Source organism: Pseudomonas sp. GW821-FHT11D10 (assembly GCF_058808435.1).
The window spans coordinates 445,748-464,131 of sequence record NZ_JBXARR010000001.1 but is presented as its reverse complement, the minus strand read 5'-3'; the positions used below and the strand labels follow the sequence as shown (position 1 = coordinate 464,131).

The 18,384-nt window shown below is 62.6% G+C and carries 17 protein-coding genes; 9 read left to right on the top strand and 8 right to left on the bottom strand.

Annotated elements, in window-relative coordinates; all coding sequences use genetic code 11:
- Positions 1-914: 914 nt before the first annotated feature.
- From AC1RT4_RS02270 to AC1RT4_RS02250, 5 genes are all read right to left on the bottom strand, one after another.
- Positions 915-1,157, bottom strand: a complete 243-nt coding sequence (locus AC1RT4_RS02270) for a DUF1652 domain-containing protein (protein WP_493083253.1) — start codon at positions 1,155-1,157, stop codon at positions 915-917.
- A 179-nt stretch (positions 1,158-1,336) separates the two neighbouring features.
- Positions 1,337-2,827, bottom strand: coding sequence for a helix-turn-helix transcriptional regulator (locus tag AC1RT4_RS02265; protein ID WP_493083251.1), 1,491 nt, complete (start codon positions 2,825-2,827; stop codon positions 1,337-1,339).
- A gap of 77 nt (positions 2,828-2,904) precedes the next feature.
- Entirely contained in the window at positions 2,905-3,795 is an 891-nt protein-coding gene (locus tag AC1RT4_RS02260) for a LysR family transcriptional regulator (RefSeq protein ID WP_011334794.1), read from the bottom strand.
- A 6-nt stretch (positions 3,796-3,801) separates the two neighbouring features.
- Complete coding sequence (locus AC1RT4_RS02255) at positions 3,802-6,009, bottom strand: xanthine dehydrogenase family protein molybdopterin-binding subunit (RefSeq protein WP_493083249.1); 2,208 nt, start codon at positions 6,007-6,009, stop codon at positions 3,802-3,804.
- Positions 6,009-6,473, bottom strand: a complete 465-nt coding sequence (locus AC1RT4_RS02250) for a (2Fe-2S)-binding protein (protein ID WP_085602752.1) — start codon at positions 6,471-6,473, stop codon at positions 6,009-6,011. The genes AC1RT4_RS02255 and AC1RT4_RS02250 overlap by 1 nt, the downstream gene beginning before the upstream one ends.
- 118 nt (positions 6,474-6,591) lie before the next feature.
- Between AC1RT4_RS02250 and AC1RT4_RS02245 the strand changes: the two genes are divergently transcribed.
- The 9 genes from AC1RT4_RS02245 to AC1RT4_RS02205 all read left to right on the top strand — a co-directional run bounded on the left by AC1RT4_RS02245 (position 6,592) and on the right by AC1RT4_RS02205 (position 15,960).
- Positions 6,592-7,482: a LysR substrate-binding domain-containing protein gene (locus tag AC1RT4_RS02245; RefSeq protein WP_474731237.1), complete on the top strand. Its 891-nt coding sequence runs from the start codon at positions 6,592-6,594 to the stop codon at positions 7,480-7,482.
- Positions 7,483-7,711: 229 nt separating this feature from the next.
- Positions 7,712-8,641: an amidohydrolase family protein gene (locus AC1RT4_RS02240; RefSeq protein WP_007952852.1), complete on the top strand. Its 930-nt coding sequence runs from the start codon at positions 7,712-7,714 to the stop codon at positions 8,639-8,641.
- Between the two features lie 4 nt (positions 8,642-8,645).
- On the top strand, positions 8,646-9,551 hold the full coding sequence (locus AC1RT4_RS02235; RefSeq protein WP_007952854.1) for an amidohydrolase family protein: 906 nt from the start codon (positions 8,646-8,648) through the stop codon (positions 9,549-9,551).
- Positions 9,552-9,697: 146 nt separating this feature from the next.
- A complete protein-coding gene (locus AC1RT4_RS02230; protein ID WP_493083245.1) occupies positions 9,698-11,083 on the top strand; it encodes a UbiD family decarboxylase in 1,386 nt (461 codons plus the stop codon).
- 11 nt (positions 11,084-11,094) lie between these two features.
- Positions 11,095-11,718, top strand: coding sequence for a UbiX family flavin prenyltransferase (locus AC1RT4_RS02225; RefSeq protein ID WP_493084435.1), 624 nt, complete (start codon positions 11,095-11,097; stop codon positions 11,716-11,718).
- Entirely contained in the window at positions 11,715-12,764 is a 1,050-nt protein-coding gene (locus AC1RT4_RS02220) for a CobW family GTP-binding protein (RefSeq protein WP_249486725.1), read from the top strand. The genes AC1RT4_RS02225 and AC1RT4_RS02220 overlap by 4 nt, the downstream gene beginning before the upstream one ends.
- Positions 12,765-12,855: 91 nt before the next feature.
- On the top strand, positions 12,856-14,211 hold the full coding sequence (locus AC1RT4_RS02215; RefSeq protein WP_007952866.1) for a nucleobase:cation symporter-2 family protein: 1,356 nt from the start codon (positions 12,856-12,858) through the stop codon (positions 14,209-14,211).
- 12 nt (positions 14,212-14,223) lie between these two features.
- Entirely contained in the window at positions 14,224-15,612 is a 1,389-nt protein-coding gene (locus tag AC1RT4_RS02210; RefSeq protein ID WP_493083242.1) for an amidohydrolase family protein, read from the top strand.
- A 150-nt stretch (positions 15,613-15,762) separates the two neighbouring features.
- Complete coding sequence (locus AC1RT4_RS02205; RefSeq protein ID WP_007952870.1) at positions 15,763-15,960, top strand: hypothetical protein; 198 nt, start codon at positions 15,763-15,765, stop codon at positions 15,958-15,960.
- A 57-nt stretch (positions 15,961-16,017) separates the two neighbouring features.
- On the opposite strand, the gene sigJ is transcribed toward AC1RT4_RS02205, so the two are convergent.
- The 3 genes from sigJ to AC1RT4_RS02190 are packed head-to-tail and all read right to left on the bottom strand — an operon-like array spanning position 16,018 to position 18,319.
- Positions 16,018-16,911, bottom strand: a complete 894-nt coding sequence (sigJ, locus tag AC1RT4_RS02200; protein WP_493083240.1) for an RNA polymerase sigma factor SigJ — start codon at positions 16,909-16,911, stop codon at positions 16,018-16,020.
- Between the two features lie 3 nt (positions 16,912-16,914).
- Positions 16,915-17,349 carry a carboxymuconolactone decarboxylase family protein gene (locus tag AC1RT4_RS02195; RefSeq protein WP_493083238.1) on the bottom strand — a complete coding sequence of 145 codons (435 nt, stop codon included), beginning with the start codon at positions 17,347-17,349 and terminating at the stop codon, positions 16,915-16,917.
- A gap of 40 nt (positions 17,350-17,389) precedes the next feature.
- Positions 17,390-18,319 (bottom strand): DHH family phosphoesterase, encoded by a 930-nt coding sequence (locus tag AC1RT4_RS02190; RefSeq protein ID WP_493084433.1) that lies wholly within the window; start codon positions 18,317-18,319, stop codon positions 17,390-17,392.
- Positions 18,320-18,384: the final 65 nt, after the last annotated feature.

Sequence of the window (18,384 nt, the reverse complement as noted above, 5' to 3'; positions counted from 1 at the left end):
CTTATTGAGTGACGCAACGGGTCTTGGTGATGTGTCGAGTCACTTGCCCGTCGACATACGCATCACCGGCGACCTCGGTATTTTCCATGACCTGACAAGTCCGCTCAGGAGGCGGAGGCGGTGCTGCCGGCGGAGGGGGTGGAGGACTGGCACAGCCACTGAGCAGCACCAGACCGAAAGCCGACAACAACGAAAAACACACGCGTTTCCCAGGATTGTTCATAGGATGACCCGCGATGAATGGAAGAAAACTCCCGTCGCCGAGCAGGACAACGCCCGGTTATGGAAACCGAACCACTCATTCCTTATAGACCAGTGGGGGGTGAGTGCCAGTGAAATGGTGGGATTGGGGGGAATTGGCTGTCGATTTTGGGCGGAGTTGTTGATTGGATCGTGGGTTTCGACGAATCGAGGACAACCTCAAGAGCCTGCCCTCACCCCAGCCCTCTCCCGGAGGGAGAGGGAGCCTACGGAGTTGTTCATTCGAGTTACATCGACCTGAACCAGCGAGGCGAACTCAAGCTTTGAAGAGCACACAAGTCGGCTTCGCGCTCTTCACCACTCACCACGATGAGCGTTAGCTCGAGTACCGCTTTTGATCGCAGGGCCCGTCGGCAGGCTGAGTGGAGGGATTGATCCGGGGGTGGGAGCGCAGCGACCGTGCGGCGCAGCCGCATGCATCGAGAGGAGGTGCAGCGAAGCAAACCGTAGGCGATGCCCCCGGATCAATCCCGGAGCGAAGGAACCCGAGCCACAGCGAGGGCCGTACGTCAGGGTAAAGCCTTTTGGGTTACCTTTTCGGCGTTTGGAAAAGGTGACTCGCCGTAAGGGCGAAACCGCCAGCGGCAGCCCCCGAAGCAACGGATATTCACCCAAACCGAACAAGAACCTGGTCGGCCCAGAGGCCGCCAAGTTCAACCGGGCGAACGCAGGGAATTACTCTGAAGCTCATACCGCAATTCATCAATCAAGGCATCCACCGCTTCCGGAGTACGCAAGGCATCAAGGCTCAACCCACTGATGACAAGATCAACCTGCCCTGAAGCCGGGTGATACAGCTTCACCGTAAGCGAATGATCCCCATCCACCACACACTCACAAGCCAACGGCGAAAAACTACGCTCAAGCCGAGCCCGCAACTGCGCCAGATAAATCATCGCGCCAGCTCCACACAACCAGACTCAACAACCAACAACACATTCATAAAGGGCTGATCCATTAGCAGGTTCCAAAAAGACACGATCACCAAAAAAATGCATCGCACCTCACCAGACTAAGAACACCCCGCCCGATCAAACACCCGAATTTGCACCCCATGAACTAGTGCATTTGCACCTTACCGCTGCCCCCGACCGCCCCCCGAAAACAACCCACGCTCGCGAGCCCAGACAATCGCCTCGCTGCGACTGTGCACATCCAGCTTCGAATACACCGTCGCCACATGATTGCGTACCGTGTTCGGCGCCAGCTTCAACCGCGCAGCAATCTCCTTGTCCGCCAGCCCCTCACAAATCAGCCCCAGCACATCACGCTCGCGAGCCGTCAGATCAGTGAACGACACACTCGGCAGCTGCGGCGAATTGACCTTCTTCACATTTGCCAGCTTTTCGATCAGCGTACGGCTGAACCATGAAGCATCCTTCATCACCTCTTCAATCGCCGCCACCAGCTCAAGCTCGGTGCGCTTGCGCTCGGTGATGTCCATCAGCACCAGCAAATAGCAAACCGCGTCCTGGATGTTGACGGTGTCGGCGGACACCGCGCATTCCAGCAGCTCGGCGTCTTTCCTGCGGATCCGCATATCGACGCGGTCAACGCGGCCGGTCTTCTCCAGCGCCGCCAGCAACCGGGCGCGCTCCGCCGGTTCATCGATGAAGTCCAGTTGCGCGACAGTCTTGCCGAGCACGTCGTCGCTCTCGTACGCCAGGGTATCGAGAAAGGCCTGATTGACGTCGATCAGCCGCTGCTCGTCGGCGCTGCAAATCAGGATCGGCACCGGTGTCAGGCGAAAGGCCTTGGCGAACCGTTCCTCACTCTGACGCAGGGCGACTTCGGCCTTGTGTCGGGGCTCCATGTCGACGAACGAAAACAGCATGCAGTCCTCGTCGTTGAGCACCAGCGGCTGGCCGGCGACGATCACCTGTTTGCTGCCGCCGTCCGGCAAGCGCAATTCAGCCTGCATCTGCGGAATCGTCGCGACATCGCGCAGGCGCTGGATCGCCAGGTCCTTGCGCTCGGCCTGTTCGAGAATATCCAGCTCATAGGTCGACGCGCCGATCACCTGATCGCGGGTGTAGCCGGTCATTTCCAAAAAACCCGGATTGACCTTGATATAACGCAGGTCGCTGAGGCGACAGATCACCGCCGGGGCCGGGTTGGCATTGAAGGTTTTTTCGAAGCGCTGCTCGGCGTTGGCCCAGTCGGTGACATCGCTCATGATCAACACCAGCGACTCGGTGTCGCCGTCGCGATCGGTCAACACCATGCTGCGCACGCTGTGCACCCAGGTGCGTTCCTCGTCACTGTTCGGGGTGACTTCGACCAGCACGTCGCTGAAGGTTTCGCCGGCGGCCACGCGGCTGATCGGGTATTGCTCCGGCGCCAAAGTGTGGTTGTTGCGATAGCGCAGGTTGAAGCGCTCGACGTATTCCCCGGCGTTGTTGCCCAGCTCGCCGATCCGGCTGACGCCATGCATCGCCAGCGCGGCTTCGTTGGCCCAGAGAATCGTCTGGTCGAGCTCCAGCAGAATCACCCCGTCGGACAGGCCGGCAATGATCTGCTGCAACTGACGGCGATTGGTTTCGGTGGTCAGGACGTCCCGGCTCATTGGTTCTCCACAAGTTCGCGCATGTGAAGTTTACGACCGCAGGCCGTTGTGATCGTGCCGGGCAACTTTGTGCCTGATTACCGCGATGAGTGATCGACCAGCTCGCGCAGCGTATCGAGAAACAGCTTGAGCACCGGTGAGGCATCGTCCGCCCGATACGTCGCGTACAGCGGCACTTGCGGCAACGCCGGGGTCAGGCGCCGGAACACCAGTCCGGCCGGGGCCAGTTGTTCGATGGAGGCCGGCAACAGCGCCACACCGAACCCGGCGCGAACCAGACTGAGCAAGGTCTGCACTTCGATCACCTGCTGGCGGATCTGCGGGGTGAACCCGGCCTGGATGCAGCACTGATAGAGAAAATTGGCGAACCGCGACTGCTTCAGTTCCAGCGCCACAAACGGCTCCTGCGCCAGATCAGCCGGCGCCAGCACTTCGCGTCGGGCCAACGGGTGATCCTGCGGCATCACCACATGGATCGGCTCATGGATCAGCAATTCATTGCGCAACTGCGGGTCGTCATAGCCGACGCGGAACACGCAGGCGTCGATGCGTTTTTCCTTCAACGCCTTGACCTGCGCCGCCGGGGTCATCTCATGCAGACGCCAGGTGACCTGCGGATAGCGCTCGCGAAACAGGTGCAGCGCCTTGGGCAGCACGCCGACCATCACCGAACTGATCATGCCGATTTCCAGCTCGCCCAGTTGCCCGCGCCCGGTCTGGCGAGTCAGGTCCAGCGCCCTTTCGAGTTGTTCGAACACCAGCGGCGCCTGCTCCTTGAGCATCTGCCCCGCCGCTGTCAGCTCGACCCGGTGATGGCTGCGCTCGAACAGCGGGGTGCCGAGCTCTTCCTCCAGCAAGCGGATCTGCTGGCTCAGCGGCGGCTGGCAGATGTGCAGCCGCTCGGCGGCGCGACCGAAGTGCAGCTCATCGGCCAGCGCCATGAAGTACCGCAGCAAACGCAGGTCCATGGCGGCTTACCCCAGGTTCAGTGGCGTGGAACGCTGACGCACCCCGGTCAGGCTGAACAGCGCATTGGCAATCGCCGGAACCACCGATGGACTGCCCAACTCTCCGACGCCACCCGGTTTGTCCGGCTGGCCTTCGAGCACGAGGATGTCCACGGGCGGCATGTCCGACATGCGGGTGACGCGATAGTCGTGGAAATTGCTCTGCATCACTCTGCCCTGCTGGATGTCGAGGCGATCGAACAGCGCGTGACCGAGGCCCCACATCAGCCCGCCATAGATCTGTTCCTCGACCCCGCCGGGCGACACCGCCAGACCGCAATCGACCACGCAGGTCAGCTTCTCGACCCGCGCCTTGCCGTCCACCTTCGCGACTCGCGCCACCACGGCGATGAAACTGGTGTAGCCCTGGTTAGTGGCGATCCCCAACGCCGTGTCCGGCGGCAGTTTCTGGCCCCAACCGGCTCGTTCGGCCGCCTGTTTCAGCACCGCAACATGCCGTGGCCGCTCCTGCATGTTGGCCAGTCTGAACGCCAGCGGATCTTCACCGGCCGCATGGGCCAGTTCATCCATGAAGCTTTCCACGGCGAACACGTTGGGAATGAAACTGACCGAGCGATACCAGCCGCTGGGCACGTTGCTTTCGTGCTTGACCCAGTTCAGTTCCAGGTGCGGCAGACGGTAGGCGAAGTCCCACGCGGTGATTGCTTCGGTGGTGCTGTAATCCATGTGATCCGGGCGCTCGAAATAGCCCGGCTCCCACTGCTCCGGCGAGGCCGGTGACACCGCATGCAGTTGCAGCGCCGTGAGTTTGCCCTGGGCATCCAGTGCGCCTTTTGCCCGGTGCAAAGTCGCCGGGTGATTGAACAGCGCGTGCATTTCGTCTTCGCGGCTGTTGAGCAGTTTCACCGGCACACCGGTTTTCTGCGCCAGATACGCCACTTCGAACAACCAGTATTTGGCTTCCCGCGCACCGAAGCTGCCACCGGACACGAGCTCATGAATGGTGACTTTGTCCTTGCCGATTCCACACACGGTCTGCGCCGCTTCCAGCGCCGACGACGGCACCTGCACGCCGCCCCAATAGGTGATCGCCTTGTCCTTGACCTGCGCGGTGATGCAGATCGGCTCCAGCGGGTTTTGCACCTTGTAGGGCATCGTGTAATCGGCTTCGAGCAGCTTCGCCGCACCCGGCCATTGCCCGGCGACATCGCCCTGGGCCATGGCTTTGACGGTTTGCGTTGCCGGGTCGCTGATCGCTGCGATCTGTGCCTTGGCCAGCTCGGCGCTGTCGAAGCCGGCCAGCGGGGAATCGCTCCATTTGATCTCCAGCAACTGGCGTCCCTGCTGCGCGGCCCAGAACGTTTCGGCCAGTACCGCGACGCCTTCGAGGTTGCCGCCGAGCACGTCCGGCCGACCGGGAATCGCGATCACCTTGCGCACGCCCGGCACCTGCAAGGCTGCCGCCGAATCCACCGCGACAACCTTGGCGCCCACCACCGGCGCACGCTGAATCACTGCCACCAGCATCCCCGGCAACTGCACGTCGATGCTGTACTTGAAACGCCCGCAAACCTTGGCCGCCGCATCGCGTTTGTGGCGCAACTTGCCGATGTATTTGAACTGCGCCGGATCCTTCAGCGTGACGTTGGCCGGGGCCGGCAGATGCGCCGCCGCGCCGGCCAGTTCGCCGTAGCCGAGGCTGCGCTTGCTTGACGCATGCACGACCCGACCTTCCTCGGTGGTGCAGTTGTCGGGGCTGACTTTCCACTGCTGCGCCGCCGCGCTGATGAGTAGCGCGCGTGCCGTGGCACCGGCCATGCGCAGGCGGTCGTATTCCAGTGAAACGCTGGTGCTGCCGCCCGTAGAGAAGACTTTCCAGACCGGATGAATGTAGGTTTCGAAGAACGGATCTTCCGGGGTGATGACCTGCACCGTCATCGGGTTGACGTCCAGTTCCTCGGCCACACATGCGGCCAGCGCGGTCTGGGTACCGGTGCCGGAATCGTGCTTGTGCACCACCAGTTTCACCGTCCCGTCGGGCAGCACGCGCACCCAGGCGTTGGGTTCGAATTCAGCGGCTGTGGTTTTCGCTTCAGTCGCCGCCGCGCCGGAAGGCAGGTACAGCGCAATCGCCAGCCCGGACGCCACCGTCACCGCCTGCTTGAGAAACACCCGGCGCGAGGGTTCATGAAGTGTGCCGTCGATGAGGCTCATCACGCCTCCTTCGGCGCATTCGCCGCACGTTTGATCGCCTTGTTGATGCGCCCGTAAGTGCCGCAGCGGCAGATATTCCCGGACATGGCGTTGCGGATCGAGTCGTCGTTGACCGGTGCACCGGTGTTGAGCAGCGCAGCGGCGGACATGATCTGCCCGGATTGACAGTAGCCGCATTGCGGCACATCTTCGGCGACCCAGGCCAGTTGCAGCGGATGGTTTTCGCTGGGCGACAGGCCCTCGATGGTGGTGATGCTGTGGCCCGCGACGGCGGCCAGCGGCAACTGGCAGGAACGCACCGCGACGCCGTTCAGGTGCACGGTGCAGGCACCGCACAGGCCCATGCCGCAGCCGAACTTGGTGCCGGTGAGTTTCAACTGATCACGCAACACCCATAACAAGGGCATGGAGGGGGACGCCTCATCCAGCTCGCGTCGTTCGCCGTTTACCGTGAATGCAATCATTGTCAGGCTCCAAAAGAGCGGCCCGTCTTTGTGCGGGCCTGGTGACCGATTATTGGAACCCCCGGCAACGCGCGGCCAGCGACGATTTCTGCCAACCGGTGTAAGCAGGACTAACAACATGTACAAGCGATACCCGTCGGTCCAGTCCATGAGCGCGTTCATCCACGCAGCGCGCAGCGGCAGTTTTTCCAGCGCCGCGCGCAAGCTCGACCTGACCCACAGCGCGATCAGCCAGCAGATCCGCGCCCTGGAAGACTTCATCGGCCAGCCGCTGTTCGTGCGCGAAGGCGGCGGCAGCAACCTGACCGATGCCGGGCAGCTGTTTGCCAGCGTGCTGTCGGATGGTCTGGCGCAGATTGACCGGGCATTGTCTTCGGTGAAAAACCGCAGCGTGGCTCAGCGTCTGACCCTGGATGTGGACAGCGAACTGGCGCAGAGCTGGCTCAATCCGCGTCTGCCGCAACTGCTCGACGGCTTGCCGGATTACGAAGTGACAATCCTGTCGATGCCGCGCAGTGATCGCAGCACGTTCGAACGGGTGGACCTGTCGCTGCGCTATGGCTATGGCGATTGGGACGATTGCGAGATGACCCAGATTTGTGGGGATCGGGTGTTGGCGGTGGCGTCTCCGGCGTTGCTGGAGCGGCATGGTTTGCAGCTGCCATTGAGCCCGGCGCAGATTCTTGAATTGCCGTTGTTGGGGTATACGCGCAGGTCGTGGATTCCGTGGCTGGATGCGGCGGGGATGACACCGACCGAACCGCCGGCGCGGGTGATTTTTGATAATGCGGCGAATCTGATTGCGGCGGCCGAAGCGGGTGTCGGCGCGGGGCTGGTGCGTGGATTATTGGCCGCCGATGCGTTGCGCAGCGGGCGGCTGGTGGCGTTGAACGAGGCGCAGATTGCGGCGCATTACAACCTGTATGCGGTGTGGCCGCATGGGCAGGCCGAGCGGGTAGCCCCTGTTGTTGAAGTGATCAAGCAGTTGGCCATGCAAACACTTCACTGACGCCATCGCTGGCAAGCCCATATCGAACAAGTATCACCACCCCACCCAATTAATATTGTACGAACCCTCCCCCGCCTTCCAATACTCGCCTCAAGCAACCACCCACCCGGGCCGGATGCGAACAGGCGAGGGAATGCGCGAGTGCTGCGCATAGAAACGGCCGATTGCCCGGGACGTGGATGCTGTGAGCCGCAAGGCTCCCTTCCCCGCTATCAGGAGATCGACTTCAATGATCATCGATATCAGCTGCTATCCCACGGATCTCGTGGACCTCGCCTGGAGGCATGACGGTGACCCGTTCACCGGCGAGCGTCTGCTGGAGATGATGGATGGCCCGTACATGGTCAACGGCAAGCCTCGCCGCATCGACAAAGCCTTCATCCAGCCGCCTCAAGGCAACACCATCTACACCTGGACCGACGGTGAACTGTCGGGCCGCGAATCCATCGACGCCTACATGGCCTACACCCTGAAAATGGTCCAGACCTACCCGGACCGTTTCATCGGCTGCTTCGTCTACAACCCGCGCTGCGGCGTGGAAAACGGCGTCGAGGCGATCGAGCGCTACGTCAAGGAACACGGTTTCAAGATGGTTCAGATGCAGGCCAACATGCACGCCTACCGGCCTGACCGTGCGCTGGACTGGGTCCGCCCGGCCTTCGAGAAATGCGCCGAGCTGGGCATTCCAGTCAAGCTGCACACCGGCGACGGGCCTTACAGCATCCCGTCGGAATGGGTGCCGATGATCAAGGAGTTCCCCAACGTCGATTTCATCATGGCCCACTTCGGCGTGCAGACCGGCGGCGTCTACGTGTTCGAACCGATGCAATGGGCGATGGAGCTGCCCAACGTCTATTGCGAGTCCGGCTGGTGCCTGCAATCGCGGATCGTCGAGTTCGCCAAGGTCCTGCCGACCCACAAGATCCTGTTCGGCACCGACACCCCGCCGAACGAACCGGGCATGTGGCTGCGCCTGCTCGAAGTGCTCTGCCACGAGCCGCCGCAGGGCCTGAACCTCGACGAGGACACCCTCGAAGACTACCTGGGCAACAACACCGCACGGATGATCGGCCTCGAGCCGTCCCCGCCGCCGCGTTCCGTTTCCGAAGCAGAGGCGCAACTCAAGCGCCCCGTCACCACCCAACTGGCCAGGAGCTGAACCGATGATCATCGACACCCATCTGCACCCCACCAACCTGGTCGACGAGGCCTGGCGCCACACCGGCGAACCGTTCACCGGCGAGCGCATGCTCAAGCTGATGGACGGCCCGTACATGATCAACGGCAAACCGCGCCGGATCGACATGGGCTTCATCCAGCCGCCACCGGGCAACACCGGTTACCGCGACGGCAACCGACGTGGCCGCGAGGGCGTGCGTGACTACATGTCTTACGTCGCCGAACTGTGCGTGAAGTATCCGGACCGGTTCATCGGCAACTTCAACTTCAACCCGCGCTGGGGACCGGAAAACGGTGCGGCAGAGCTGGAATTCCACATCAAGGAATACGGCTTCAAGATGCTCAAGCTGCACGCCAACATGCACGGCTATCGCCCGGATCGCGCACTCGACTGGCTGCGTCCGGCCATGAAAGTCTGCGCCAAGTACAACATCGTGGTGCTGATCCACACCGGTGACGGTCCGTACACCATTCCGACGATGTTCTACCCGATCATCCGCGAGTTCCCGATGGTCAATTTCATCATCGGTCACTTCGGCATCCAGACCGGTGGCAACTACTCGTTCGAGGCGTTCTGGATGGCGATGGACACGCCGAACGTGTACTGCGAATCCGGCTGGTGCTTCCAGTCGCGGATCGTCGAGTTCGCCAAGGAGCTGCCGCGCAACAAGATCGTGTTCGGCACCGACTCGCCGCCGAACGAACCGGGCATGTGGCTGCGCGAGCTGGAAGTGTTGTGCTCGCCGGCGCCGCAGGGCCTGGGGATCGACGAGGATCACCTTGAGGATTACCTGGGCAACAACATCGCCCGGTTGTGCGGGATCGAACCGACCCCGCCGCCCAAGGATCTGGCCGAGGCGGACATTCGTCTGACCACGACCTATCTCTAAACAGGATCTGACCCGGCTTCAACCCAGCCACACAGCGACTTTACAGGCGCGAAGATGACCCGGCGTTCGCTCGACCGGCAGGCCAACGGCTTGTCGATCGAACGCCAGCCTCACCCCTGCGTGCCTGCTTTTTACGAGGTGAAACCATGACCCGTTCGACGCTCGGCGACTCTCAGGATTTTCACGTATTCATCGACGCCTATCGCCGCCAGTACCCGGACGATGTGCTGACCATCACCCACCCTCTTTCCGCCGATCAGGACGTCACCGCCCTGGTCGATGCCCTCGCCACTCAGGGCCGCGATCCGCTGCTGATCTGCGAAAACGTCGGCAACCTCGGCGTGCCGGTGGCGACCAATCTGTTCGCCTCCCGCCGGCGTATCGCCCGGCTGTTCGGCGTCACGGCCGCGCAGTTGCACGAAACCTTTCAGACCCGCGCCAACCAGCCGATCCCGCCCCGCTACGTTGAAACCGGCCCGGTGCTCGATGAAGTCTTCGAAGGCGAAGCGCTGGACCTGGTACTGCTGCCGATGCTCAAGCATTTCGACAGTGATCGCGGCCCCTACATCACCAACGCGATCATCATCGCCGAGGACCCGCAGACCGGCATCGCCAACATGAGCTACCACCGCTCGATGCGCCACGCCCGTCAGGCGTTGGCCACCAGCCTGCATTCACGCGGGCATCTGTGGCGGATGCTGCAAACCGCTCGCGAACGTGGCGAAGAATTGCGCGTGGCCATGGTGGTCGGCGCGCACCCGCTGTTCATGCTCGCCGCCGCTGCACGTTTGCCCTACGGCAGCGATGAACGCGCAGTGGCCGGCGGGCTGTTCGGTGCGCCACTGGAACTGGTGAAGACCCCGCGCTACGGCATCGGCGTCCCGGCTTACGCCGAATTCGTGCTGGAAGGCGCGATAGACCCGACGGCCTATGCCGAAGAAGGTCCGTTCGGCGAGTTCAGCGGTTACTCCTCGGACCGCTCGACCAACAACGTGTTGCGCGTCGACACCCTGTTGCGGCGCAAGGACGCGTGGCTGGTGGACGTGATGGGCGGGCGCTACGCCGAACACCTGACCCTGGCGCGGCTGCCCCGCGAGGCGGAAATGAGCGAGAAGCTCAAGGCGCGCTTCCCCGCCGTCACCGCCGTGCATTACCCGAACTCCGGCACCCATTTTCACTGCTACGTGGCGCTGGACCAGAGCCGCGACGGCGAGGCCCGGCAGATCATGCTCGCCTTGCTCGGCTGGGATCCGTACCTGAAAACCGTGATCGCGGTGGACAGCGATATCGACCTCACCGACGACAGCCAGGTGCTGTGGGCGCTGGCCACGCATTTCCAGCCACACCTCGACATTTTCACGATTGACGGTTTGCCCGGCAGTCCGCTGGACCCGTCATCATCGGTCAACGGCACCACGTCGCGCATGGGCCTGGATGCCACGCGCGGTTCGGGGTTCGACGGGATCAAGGCGCAGCTCGATCAGGATGTGCTCGAACGCGCGCGGCGACTGCTTGAAGGTCTGCCATCGTGAACCGTCAGCGGATGGTGGTCGGCATCAGCGGTGCGTCCGGGTTCATCTACGGCGTGCGCCTGCTGGAGCTGTTGGCCGAGCTGAACATCGAAAGTCACCTGATCATCAGCCGCGCCGCGCTGCTGACCATGGCCCACGAAACCGACTACAAACTGGCGGACGTCACCGCCCTCGCCAGCCACTACCACCGCGCCGATGACGTGGCCGCCGGGATCGCCAGCGGTTCGTTCCGTTGCCTGGGCATGGTGGTTGCGCCGTGTTCGATGAGGACGCTGGCGGAGATCGCCACCGGGACCTCATCAGGGCTGATCGGCCGCGCCGCCGACGTCACCCTCAAGGAGCGCCGCACCCTGGTGCTGATGGCCCGCGAAACGCCGCTGACCCTCGCCCACCTGCGCAACATGACCGCCATCACCGAGATGGGCGGGATCATCGCCCCGCCGGTCCCGGCCTTCTACGCCCGCCCCGACAGCCTGGCGCAAATGGTCGAGCACAGCCTCGGCCGCGTCCTCGACCTGTTCGGCCTCGATGCCGGCACCGCGTTGCGCTGGGGTGAAACCCCGGCCCCCAGCCAAATCCAGCCTCACTCCCCTTCATCGTGCACCGGTCTATCAATACCAAGGAGCCTCACATGAACACCCCCTTCAACGCCCCGACCCCGAACACCAAAATCCCGGTCACCATCCTCACCGGGTTCCTCGGTGCCGGCAAAACCACCCTGCTCAATTACATCCTCAAGGAGAACCACGGCCGCAAGATCGCGGTGATCGAAAACGAGTTCGGCGAGGTCGGTATCGACGGCGATCTGGTGCTCAGTTCCGAGACCGAAGAGATCTACGAAATGGTCAACGGCTGCGTCTGCTGCACCGCCGAAGTCCGCGAGGATCTGGTGCGCATCGTCCGCGAACTGGTGGCGCGCCCGGTGCGACTCGACCACATCCTGATCGAGACCAGCGGTTTGGCCGACCCGTACCCGGTGGCCCAGAGTTTTTTCATCAACGACCCGATTGCCGAGGAAGTCGAGCTCGACGCGATCGTGACCATGGTCGATGCCAAACACATCGCCCAGCATCTGGAAGACCTGCAACTGGACGGCGTCGACAATCAGGCGGTGGATCAGATCGTCTGCGCCGACCGCATCGTCATCAACAAGGTCGATCTGGTCAGCGCTGAAGAGGTGGAAACCCTGCGCGGCAAGATCCGTGGACTGAACGCCACGGCGGATCTGGTGACCTCGACCCACGCGCAGATCGACCTGTCGAAAATCCTCGGCATCGGCGCCTTCGAATGCACGCAGAAGCTGATGGAAATCGGCGCGGATCAGCACGATCACGATCACCACGACCATGACCATCACGCTGAAGAGCCCGATCACGAGCACGACCCGAGCGTGTCTTCGGTGGGCATTGCCGTAGACGGCGCTGTCGACCTGATGGCTTTCCACCGCTGGATCAGCGAGTTGCGCAGTGCTCAGGCCGACAACCTGTACCGCATGAAAGGCGTGCTGGCGGTGGCCAACGAAGACCAGCGCTACGTGTTGCAAGGCGTGCACAGCCTGGTGGAGTTCCGCGCCTCGACCGCGTGGGGTTCCGAGCCGCGCTCGAGCAAGATCGTGTTCATCGGCCGCGACCTGGATCGGGCGGCGCTGAACCAGGGCTTCGCCGCCTGCCTGGCCGGCTGAAACCCGGCATCGGAGCCGGTGGATGGCGGTTCCGGGCACACAGAACGAATACCCCTCTGTACCGAATAACAACAGCTAGAGGTGATTCCCCATGTCGTCAGCCAGTTCCTCCTCCACCGTCCACCCTGTCGACCGCGTTTTGCCGGTGCGACAGATGCTCACCCTCGGCCTGCAGCACATGGCCGTCTCGTACATCGGCGCCATCGCCGTGCCGTTGATTGTCGCCAGCGCCCTGAAGATGTCCCACGCCGACACGGTGGTGCTGATCAGCACCACGCTGTTCTGCTCTGGCATCGCCACGCTGCTGCAGACCGTCGGCTTCTGGAAGTTCGGCGTGCGCCTGCCGATTCTGCAAGGCGTGGCGTTCAGCAGCGTCGGCCCGGTGATCGCCATCGGCAGTAACCCGGAGGTGGGATTCGCCGGGGTCTGCGGGGCGGTGATCGGCGCGGGGATTTTCACCATGCTCATCGCGCCTTTCGTGGGCCGCTTGCGACGGTTTTTCCCGCCGGTGGTGACCGGCTGCATCGTCACGGTGATCGGTTTGCAGCTGTTCCCGATTGCTTATGAATGGGTCGGCGGCGGGCGCAACGCGAGCAATTTCGGCGCGCCGGCGTTTCTCGCCGTGGCCGTGGTGGTGTTGCTGACCATCCTGCTGGTCAACCGTTATGGCAGCCCGTTGCTGCGCAACATGGCGGTGCTGGTCGGGATGCTGGTGGGCGCCGGTCTGGCTTACGGTCTGGGCATGGGCAACTTTCACAGCGTCGAGGACGCGCCGTGGCTGACCGTGCCCTACCCGTTCTATTTCGGCCTGCCGACTTTCAGCCTGATCCCCATCGCCACCATGGTGGTTGTGATGATCGTGCAGATGGTCGAGTCCATGGGGCTGTTCGTGGCCATCGGCGACATCGTCGACAAACCGGTGGAAGACAAACAGGTGATCAACGGCCTGCGCGCCAATGGCCTGGCCAGCACCATCGCCGGGATGTTCGCCGCGTTTCCGTTCATTGCCTTCATGGAGAACGTCGGGCTGGTGATCCTGACCGGCGTGCGCAGCCGCTGGGTGGTGGCGATCAGCGGTCTGCTGATGTGCTCGATTGCGCTGGTGCCGAAGGCCGGGGCGATCATCGCCTCGATGCCGACCGCCGCGCTGGGCGGTGCCGGCATCGCGATGTTCGGCGTGGTCGCGGCGGCGGGCATCCAGACCCTGGCCAAGGTGGACTACGAGCGCAATCGCTACAACGTGCTGATCGTCGGTTTCACCATCGCCGCCGCCCTGGTGCCGGTGCTCGCCCCGACCCTGTTCAAACAATTGCCCGAGTGGTCACAGCCGTTCCTGCACAGCAGCGTGGTCATCGCCTGCCTGGTGTCGGTACTGCTCAACGCGGCGCTCAACGGCGTCAGCGTGCCAGAAACCACACCCGGCAAATCCGCCTCGCACATCCTCTGACTGGAGCTGCCCATGACTCAACTTCAAAACATCCTGATCAAGCACCCGGTCGCGGTGATGACCGGTCTGCGCGGCCCCCGTGCCCGGGCCGGCGCCGTGGACATCCGCGTGGTCAACGGCCGGATCGCGGAGATGGCCGCCAACCTTGAGCCACAACCCGGTGAGCGAGTGATCGACGCGCGCAACTCGGTGGTCTATCCGGGCTGGATCAACACCCACCATCACCTGTTCCAGAACCTGCTCAAAGCCGTGCCCGAAGGTTTGAATCAGGACCTGCAAGGCTGGCTGGCCAGCGTGCCCTACCCGCGCCTGAACCGCTTCACCCCGCAACTGGCACGGATCGCCGCACGGCTGGGGATGGTCGAACTGCTGCTGTCCGGCGTCACCACCTGCGCCGACCACCACTACCTCTACCACGCCCACGGCAGCACCGAGACCGGCGACCTGCTGTTCGACCTCGCCGAAGAGTTCGGCCTGCGTTTCGTGCTCTGCCGTGGCGGTGCACTGGAATCGGCCAGCGCGCATCCGGGCTTCTCGAAAACCGCGCTGCAACCGGAATCCCTGGAGCAAATGGTCGGCGACATCGAACGGCTGAAATCGCGCTACCACCAGGACACCCCGGATGCTCTGCGCCGGGTAGTGGTGGCGCCAACCACGCCGACTTTCTCGCTGCCGCCAACGCTGCTGCGCGAACTGGCGCACACCGCCCGAGGCATGGGACTGCGCCTGCACACGCACCTATCGGAAACCGAAAACTACGTGAATTTCTGCCGCGACAAGTACAACTGTCTGCCGGTGGAGTTCGTCGCCGAACACGAATGGCTCGGCCCGGACGTCTGGTTCGCCCACGCCGTGCACCTGCAACCGGGGGAAATCCGCATGCTCGCCCAGACCGGCACCGGCGTCTCCCACTGCCCGGTCAGCAATGCCCGGCTGGGCAGCGGCGTCGCGCCGATCCCGCAAATGTACGAGGCCGGCGTGCCGATCTCCCTCGGCGTCGATGGCGTGGCTTCCAACGAATCCGGAAGCATGGTCGGCGAAGCCAACACCGCCTGGCTGATCCACCGCGCCGAACAAGGCGCCTCGGCCACCACCGCCGAAGACGTCATCCACTGGGGCACGGCCGGCGGTGCGCAAGTGCTCGGGCTCGGTGCGGTCGGTACGTTGGAGGTTGGTCAAGCGGCTGATCTGGTGATCTACAGCCTCGACCATCCACGGTTCTACGGTTTCCACGACAGCGCCGTCGCACCGGTTGTCGCGGGTGAGCCGATCGCCGTGAAATACAGCCTGGTGGGTGGGCGGATCGTCGTCGACAACGGCGTGATTCCGGGGCTGGATATCGAGCGGATGCGGGCCGAGGCCTGGGAGGGTGTGCAGGCGATGATGAAGGTCGACGATTGATGCATGACCGGTGGGAGCGGCGGTGCGACGATTCGCCTCGTCAGCTCCCGCCGGCGGCATTAGCGCCCTGCGCTTTTGTCGACTAACGTTAGTACCTCATCGGATTGAGCCCCTGCCAGTTACACCGGGCTCTTGATCAAGGAGAGACTGATGACATCCAACCGCCTCATCGAACAGACCTATCGCACCTGGTCCAGCCCCATCCTGCTGGAGCTGAAAAAGCGCGAGCACGAGATGGCGCCGGCCGAACGCCAGGCGCTGGAGAATGTGCTGGTGGAAAGACGATTGCTGGACGTTGGCAATCCGAACGGCAGTAACCGTCGCAAGGGTTCGGCGATCAAGGAATAACACTTCCCCGGCCGGTACAAAAAACTGTGGGAGCGGCTCGCTCCCACAGGTGCCCGGCTAGAGGATATTGGCCGAAGCCTGCAACCCTGACAGCTTGTCAGGGTTACGCATGATGAAGATCCGGTTCACCCGCCCTGCGCCATCGAACCCGAATGTCATCGATGCGGTGACGAGCCCGTCAGCCTTGATGACCACCCCTTTCGCGCCATTGATCTCAACCGGCAGCCACTCCTGCGCCTGCCAGTAGGTGTGCAGCGATTGGCCGATGAAATCCAGCACATTCTTCTGGCCGAGCAAGGTTTCGCGGATCGCCGACGCCTTGCCGCCGCTGTCGGCGCAGAGTTCGACGTCTTGGCTCAGCAACGCACTTAGAGCGGTGGTCGAGCCGCTGGCGATGGCTGAATGAAAGGCATCCAGCAACTGCGACTGACGCGCCGGCTCCGGCTGAAAACGGATCTGCTCGCCACCGATACTCGCCTTGGCCCGTGACACCAGTTTGCGGCACGCGGCTTCCTGAATGCCGAGGGTTTCAGCAACCTGCGGATAATCGAAATCGAAGATGTCGTGCAGCAGGTACGCCGCCCGTTCCTTGGGCGTCAGCCGTTCGAGCATCAGTAAAAACGCGGTGGACAGCGACGCACTGAGTTCATGCATGTGTTCGGGCGACTGGTGGTGAGTGGTGTGAATCGGCTCCGGCAACCAGGTGCCGACGTAATCGACACGGGACTTGTGCGCCGAGCGCAGCAGGTCGATGCAATGGCGGGTGCAAGCCGTCGTCAGCCACGCGGCCGGTGTGGCGATGGAAGCCTGATCGGCCTCCAGCCATTTGATGAACAGCTCTTGCACCGCATCCTCGGCTTCCGCGCGGGAACCCAGAATGCGATACGCCAGCCCCAGCAGAAAGGGTCGTCGCTGTTCGAACACCGCGACGGTTTTTTCAGCGAAGTTCATCGATCAGTGCCTCGACACCTGCAAACGGTTCCACAGGTTGATCATGCCGATTTCCGCCGTCAAGGCAGCGATCTGCGCGTCGTTGAAATGCTCGCGCAGGGCACCACGCAACGGTGCGTAATCGGCGTGAGGATCGAGCACCGTCAGGGCTTCGGTCCAGGCCAGCGCCGCTTGTTCGGCGGCGGTGAAATCGTTGACGTGGCGCCAGACGATCAAGCGATCCAGACGCTCGTTGCTCTCATTGGCTTCGCGCGCTTCGCGGGTGTGCATTTTCACGCAGAAACCGCACTGGTTGATCTGCGAGGCACGCAGATGGATCAGGTGCCGCAGCAACGGCGGCAAGTCATGGTCGTTGATGCTGACATGCACCTGGGTCAGGCTTTCGAACACTTGCGGCATGGCCTGTTGCAGGTTGACGGCTTGGGTGTTGGACGACATCGCGTTGCTCCGTGTTTGAGGGATTCAACGGGATGACGATTCAGCTTTCGGGTTTGTGACGTGGGGTCTGTAAAGAAAGCTTCAGCAGTTCCTTGCGCAGCATTGATGGCTCTTTAACGGCCATTCCAGCGTGCCATTCGAGTGATAACAAATGGCTCAGCTTCTGTTGGGAGACCAAGGGTTTGGCCAGCAGACAGCTTTTTTGGTCGCGGATGCTGATGAGGTTCAGCAGCCAGTCATCGCCCTGCCCGGCCATCCAGTCGTTGATCGTCGAGCGATGCCTTTCGAGCAAGGCATCGGCGTCCCACACCGTCATTTGAGCGAAGACTTGCGGCAGGAGACTGTCAGGTTTCATCCGTTTCAAGTCTGCGGCCAATGCGGCGCAGATGTCTGATTCGATGGTTGCCTGGCATTCGAGAAAATATTGCTCGGGCCAGTCAGCTGTGAGTTTCCCGTGGGGCGCGAGTTCGGCATAGGCATCGATGTCCGCCGCCGTTGTCATCTGCCCGGTGAAATTCAGTGTGTTGTCCAGAATCGCCGTGGCCAGCAGCGCGGCGCTTTGTTCGCTGATCCTCCACAGCAATCCTGCGCCTTTCCAGCGCTGGAAAATCTGCGTCGCCGCTGCGCCGATTGGGCGGATGTCGGCGGCAGATCCGAGTGTCTGTGCCCAATGGTGTTCGAAGCCCGGATGATGGTCGATGACTTCCACCACCCGATCGAGCGCGACCATTGGGTCGAAATGGTGGTAATCGGAGACGTCGACCAGCACAAACTCGTCGCTGGATGTCGGGCGGTAATCGTCCAGAACAGCGCCCCAGCCGAGCACGGTTTTCGAGACACTGGCATTGGGTTTTGCGCTGCTGACGGCGCGGGCCGAAATGCCCTGCAGGTTGAGCAGTTCGGCGTAGGCGATGCAGCAGGCGTAGGCGTCGATGTCCAGATACGCCGAGCCTGAAGTGATGACTTTGATGGGCGACATTGCGCGTCCCTGACTTCCTTTTCAGGGGCGGCAACGTCGCACATTTTCATGAACGA

Bases quoted from the DNA above. Each gene is read 5' to 3' on its own strand.
- AC1RT4_RS02270 (WP_493083253.1), bottom strand. From the start codon at position 1,157: ATGATTTATCTGGCGCAGTTGCGGGCTCGGCTTGAGCGTAGTTTTTCG.
- AC1RT4_RS02265 (WP_493083251.1), bottom strand. From the start codon at position 2,827: ATGAGCCGGGACGTCCTGACCACCGAAACCAATCGCCGTCAGTTGCAG.
- AC1RT4_RS02260 (WP_011334794.1), bottom strand. From the start codon at position 3,795: ATGGACCTGCGTTTGCTGCGGTACTTCATGGCGCTGGCCGATGAGCTG.
- AC1RT4_RS02255 (WP_493083249.1), bottom strand. From the start codon at position 6,009: ATGAGCCTCATCGACGGCACACTTCATGAACCCTCGCGCCGGGTGTTT.
- AC1RT4_RS02250 (WP_085602752.1), bottom strand. From the start codon at position 6,473: ATGATTGCATTCACGGTAAACGGCGAACGACGCGAGCTGGATGAGGCG.
- AC1RT4_RS02245 (WP_474731237.1), top strand. From the start codon at position 6,592: ATGTACAAGCGATACCCGTCGGTCCAGTCCATGAGCGCGTTCATCCAC.
- AC1RT4_RS02240 (WP_007952852.1), top strand. From the start codon at position 7,712: ATGATCATCGATATCAGCTGCTATCCCACGGATCTCGTGGACCTCGCC.
- AC1RT4_RS02235 (WP_007952854.1), top strand. From the start codon at position 8,646: ATGATCATCGACACCCATCTGCACCCCACCAACCTGGTCGACGAGGCC.
- AC1RT4_RS02230 (WP_493083245.1), top strand. From the start codon at position 9,698: ATGACCCGTTCGACGCTCGGCGACTCTCAGGATTTTCACGTATTCATC.
- AC1RT4_RS02225 (WP_493084435.1), top strand. From the start codon at position 11,095: ATGGTGGTCGGCATCAGCGGTGCGTCCGGGTTCATCTACGGCGTGCGC.
- AC1RT4_RS02220 (WP_249486725.1), top strand. From the start codon at position 11,715: ATGAACACCCCCTTCAACGCCCCGACCCCGAACACCAAAATCCCGGTC.
- AC1RT4_RS02215 (WP_007952866.1), top strand. From the start codon at position 12,856: ATGTCGTCAGCCAGTTCCTCCTCCACCGTCCACCCTGTCGACCGCGTT.
- AC1RT4_RS02210 (WP_493083242.1), top strand. From the start codon at position 14,224: ATGACTCAACTTCAAAACATCCTGATCAAGCACCCGGTCGCGGTGATG.
- AC1RT4_RS02205 (WP_007952870.1), top strand. From the start codon at position 15,763: ATGACATCCAACCGCCTCATCGAACAGACCTATCGCACCTGGTCCAGC.
- sigJ (WP_493083240.1), bottom strand. From the start codon at position 16,911: ATGAACTTCGCTGAAAAAACCGTCGCGGTGTTCGAACAGCGACGACCC.
- AC1RT4_RS02195 (WP_493083238.1), bottom strand. From the start codon at position 17,349: ATGTCGTCCAACACCCAAGCCGTCAACCTGCAACAGGCCATGCCGCAA.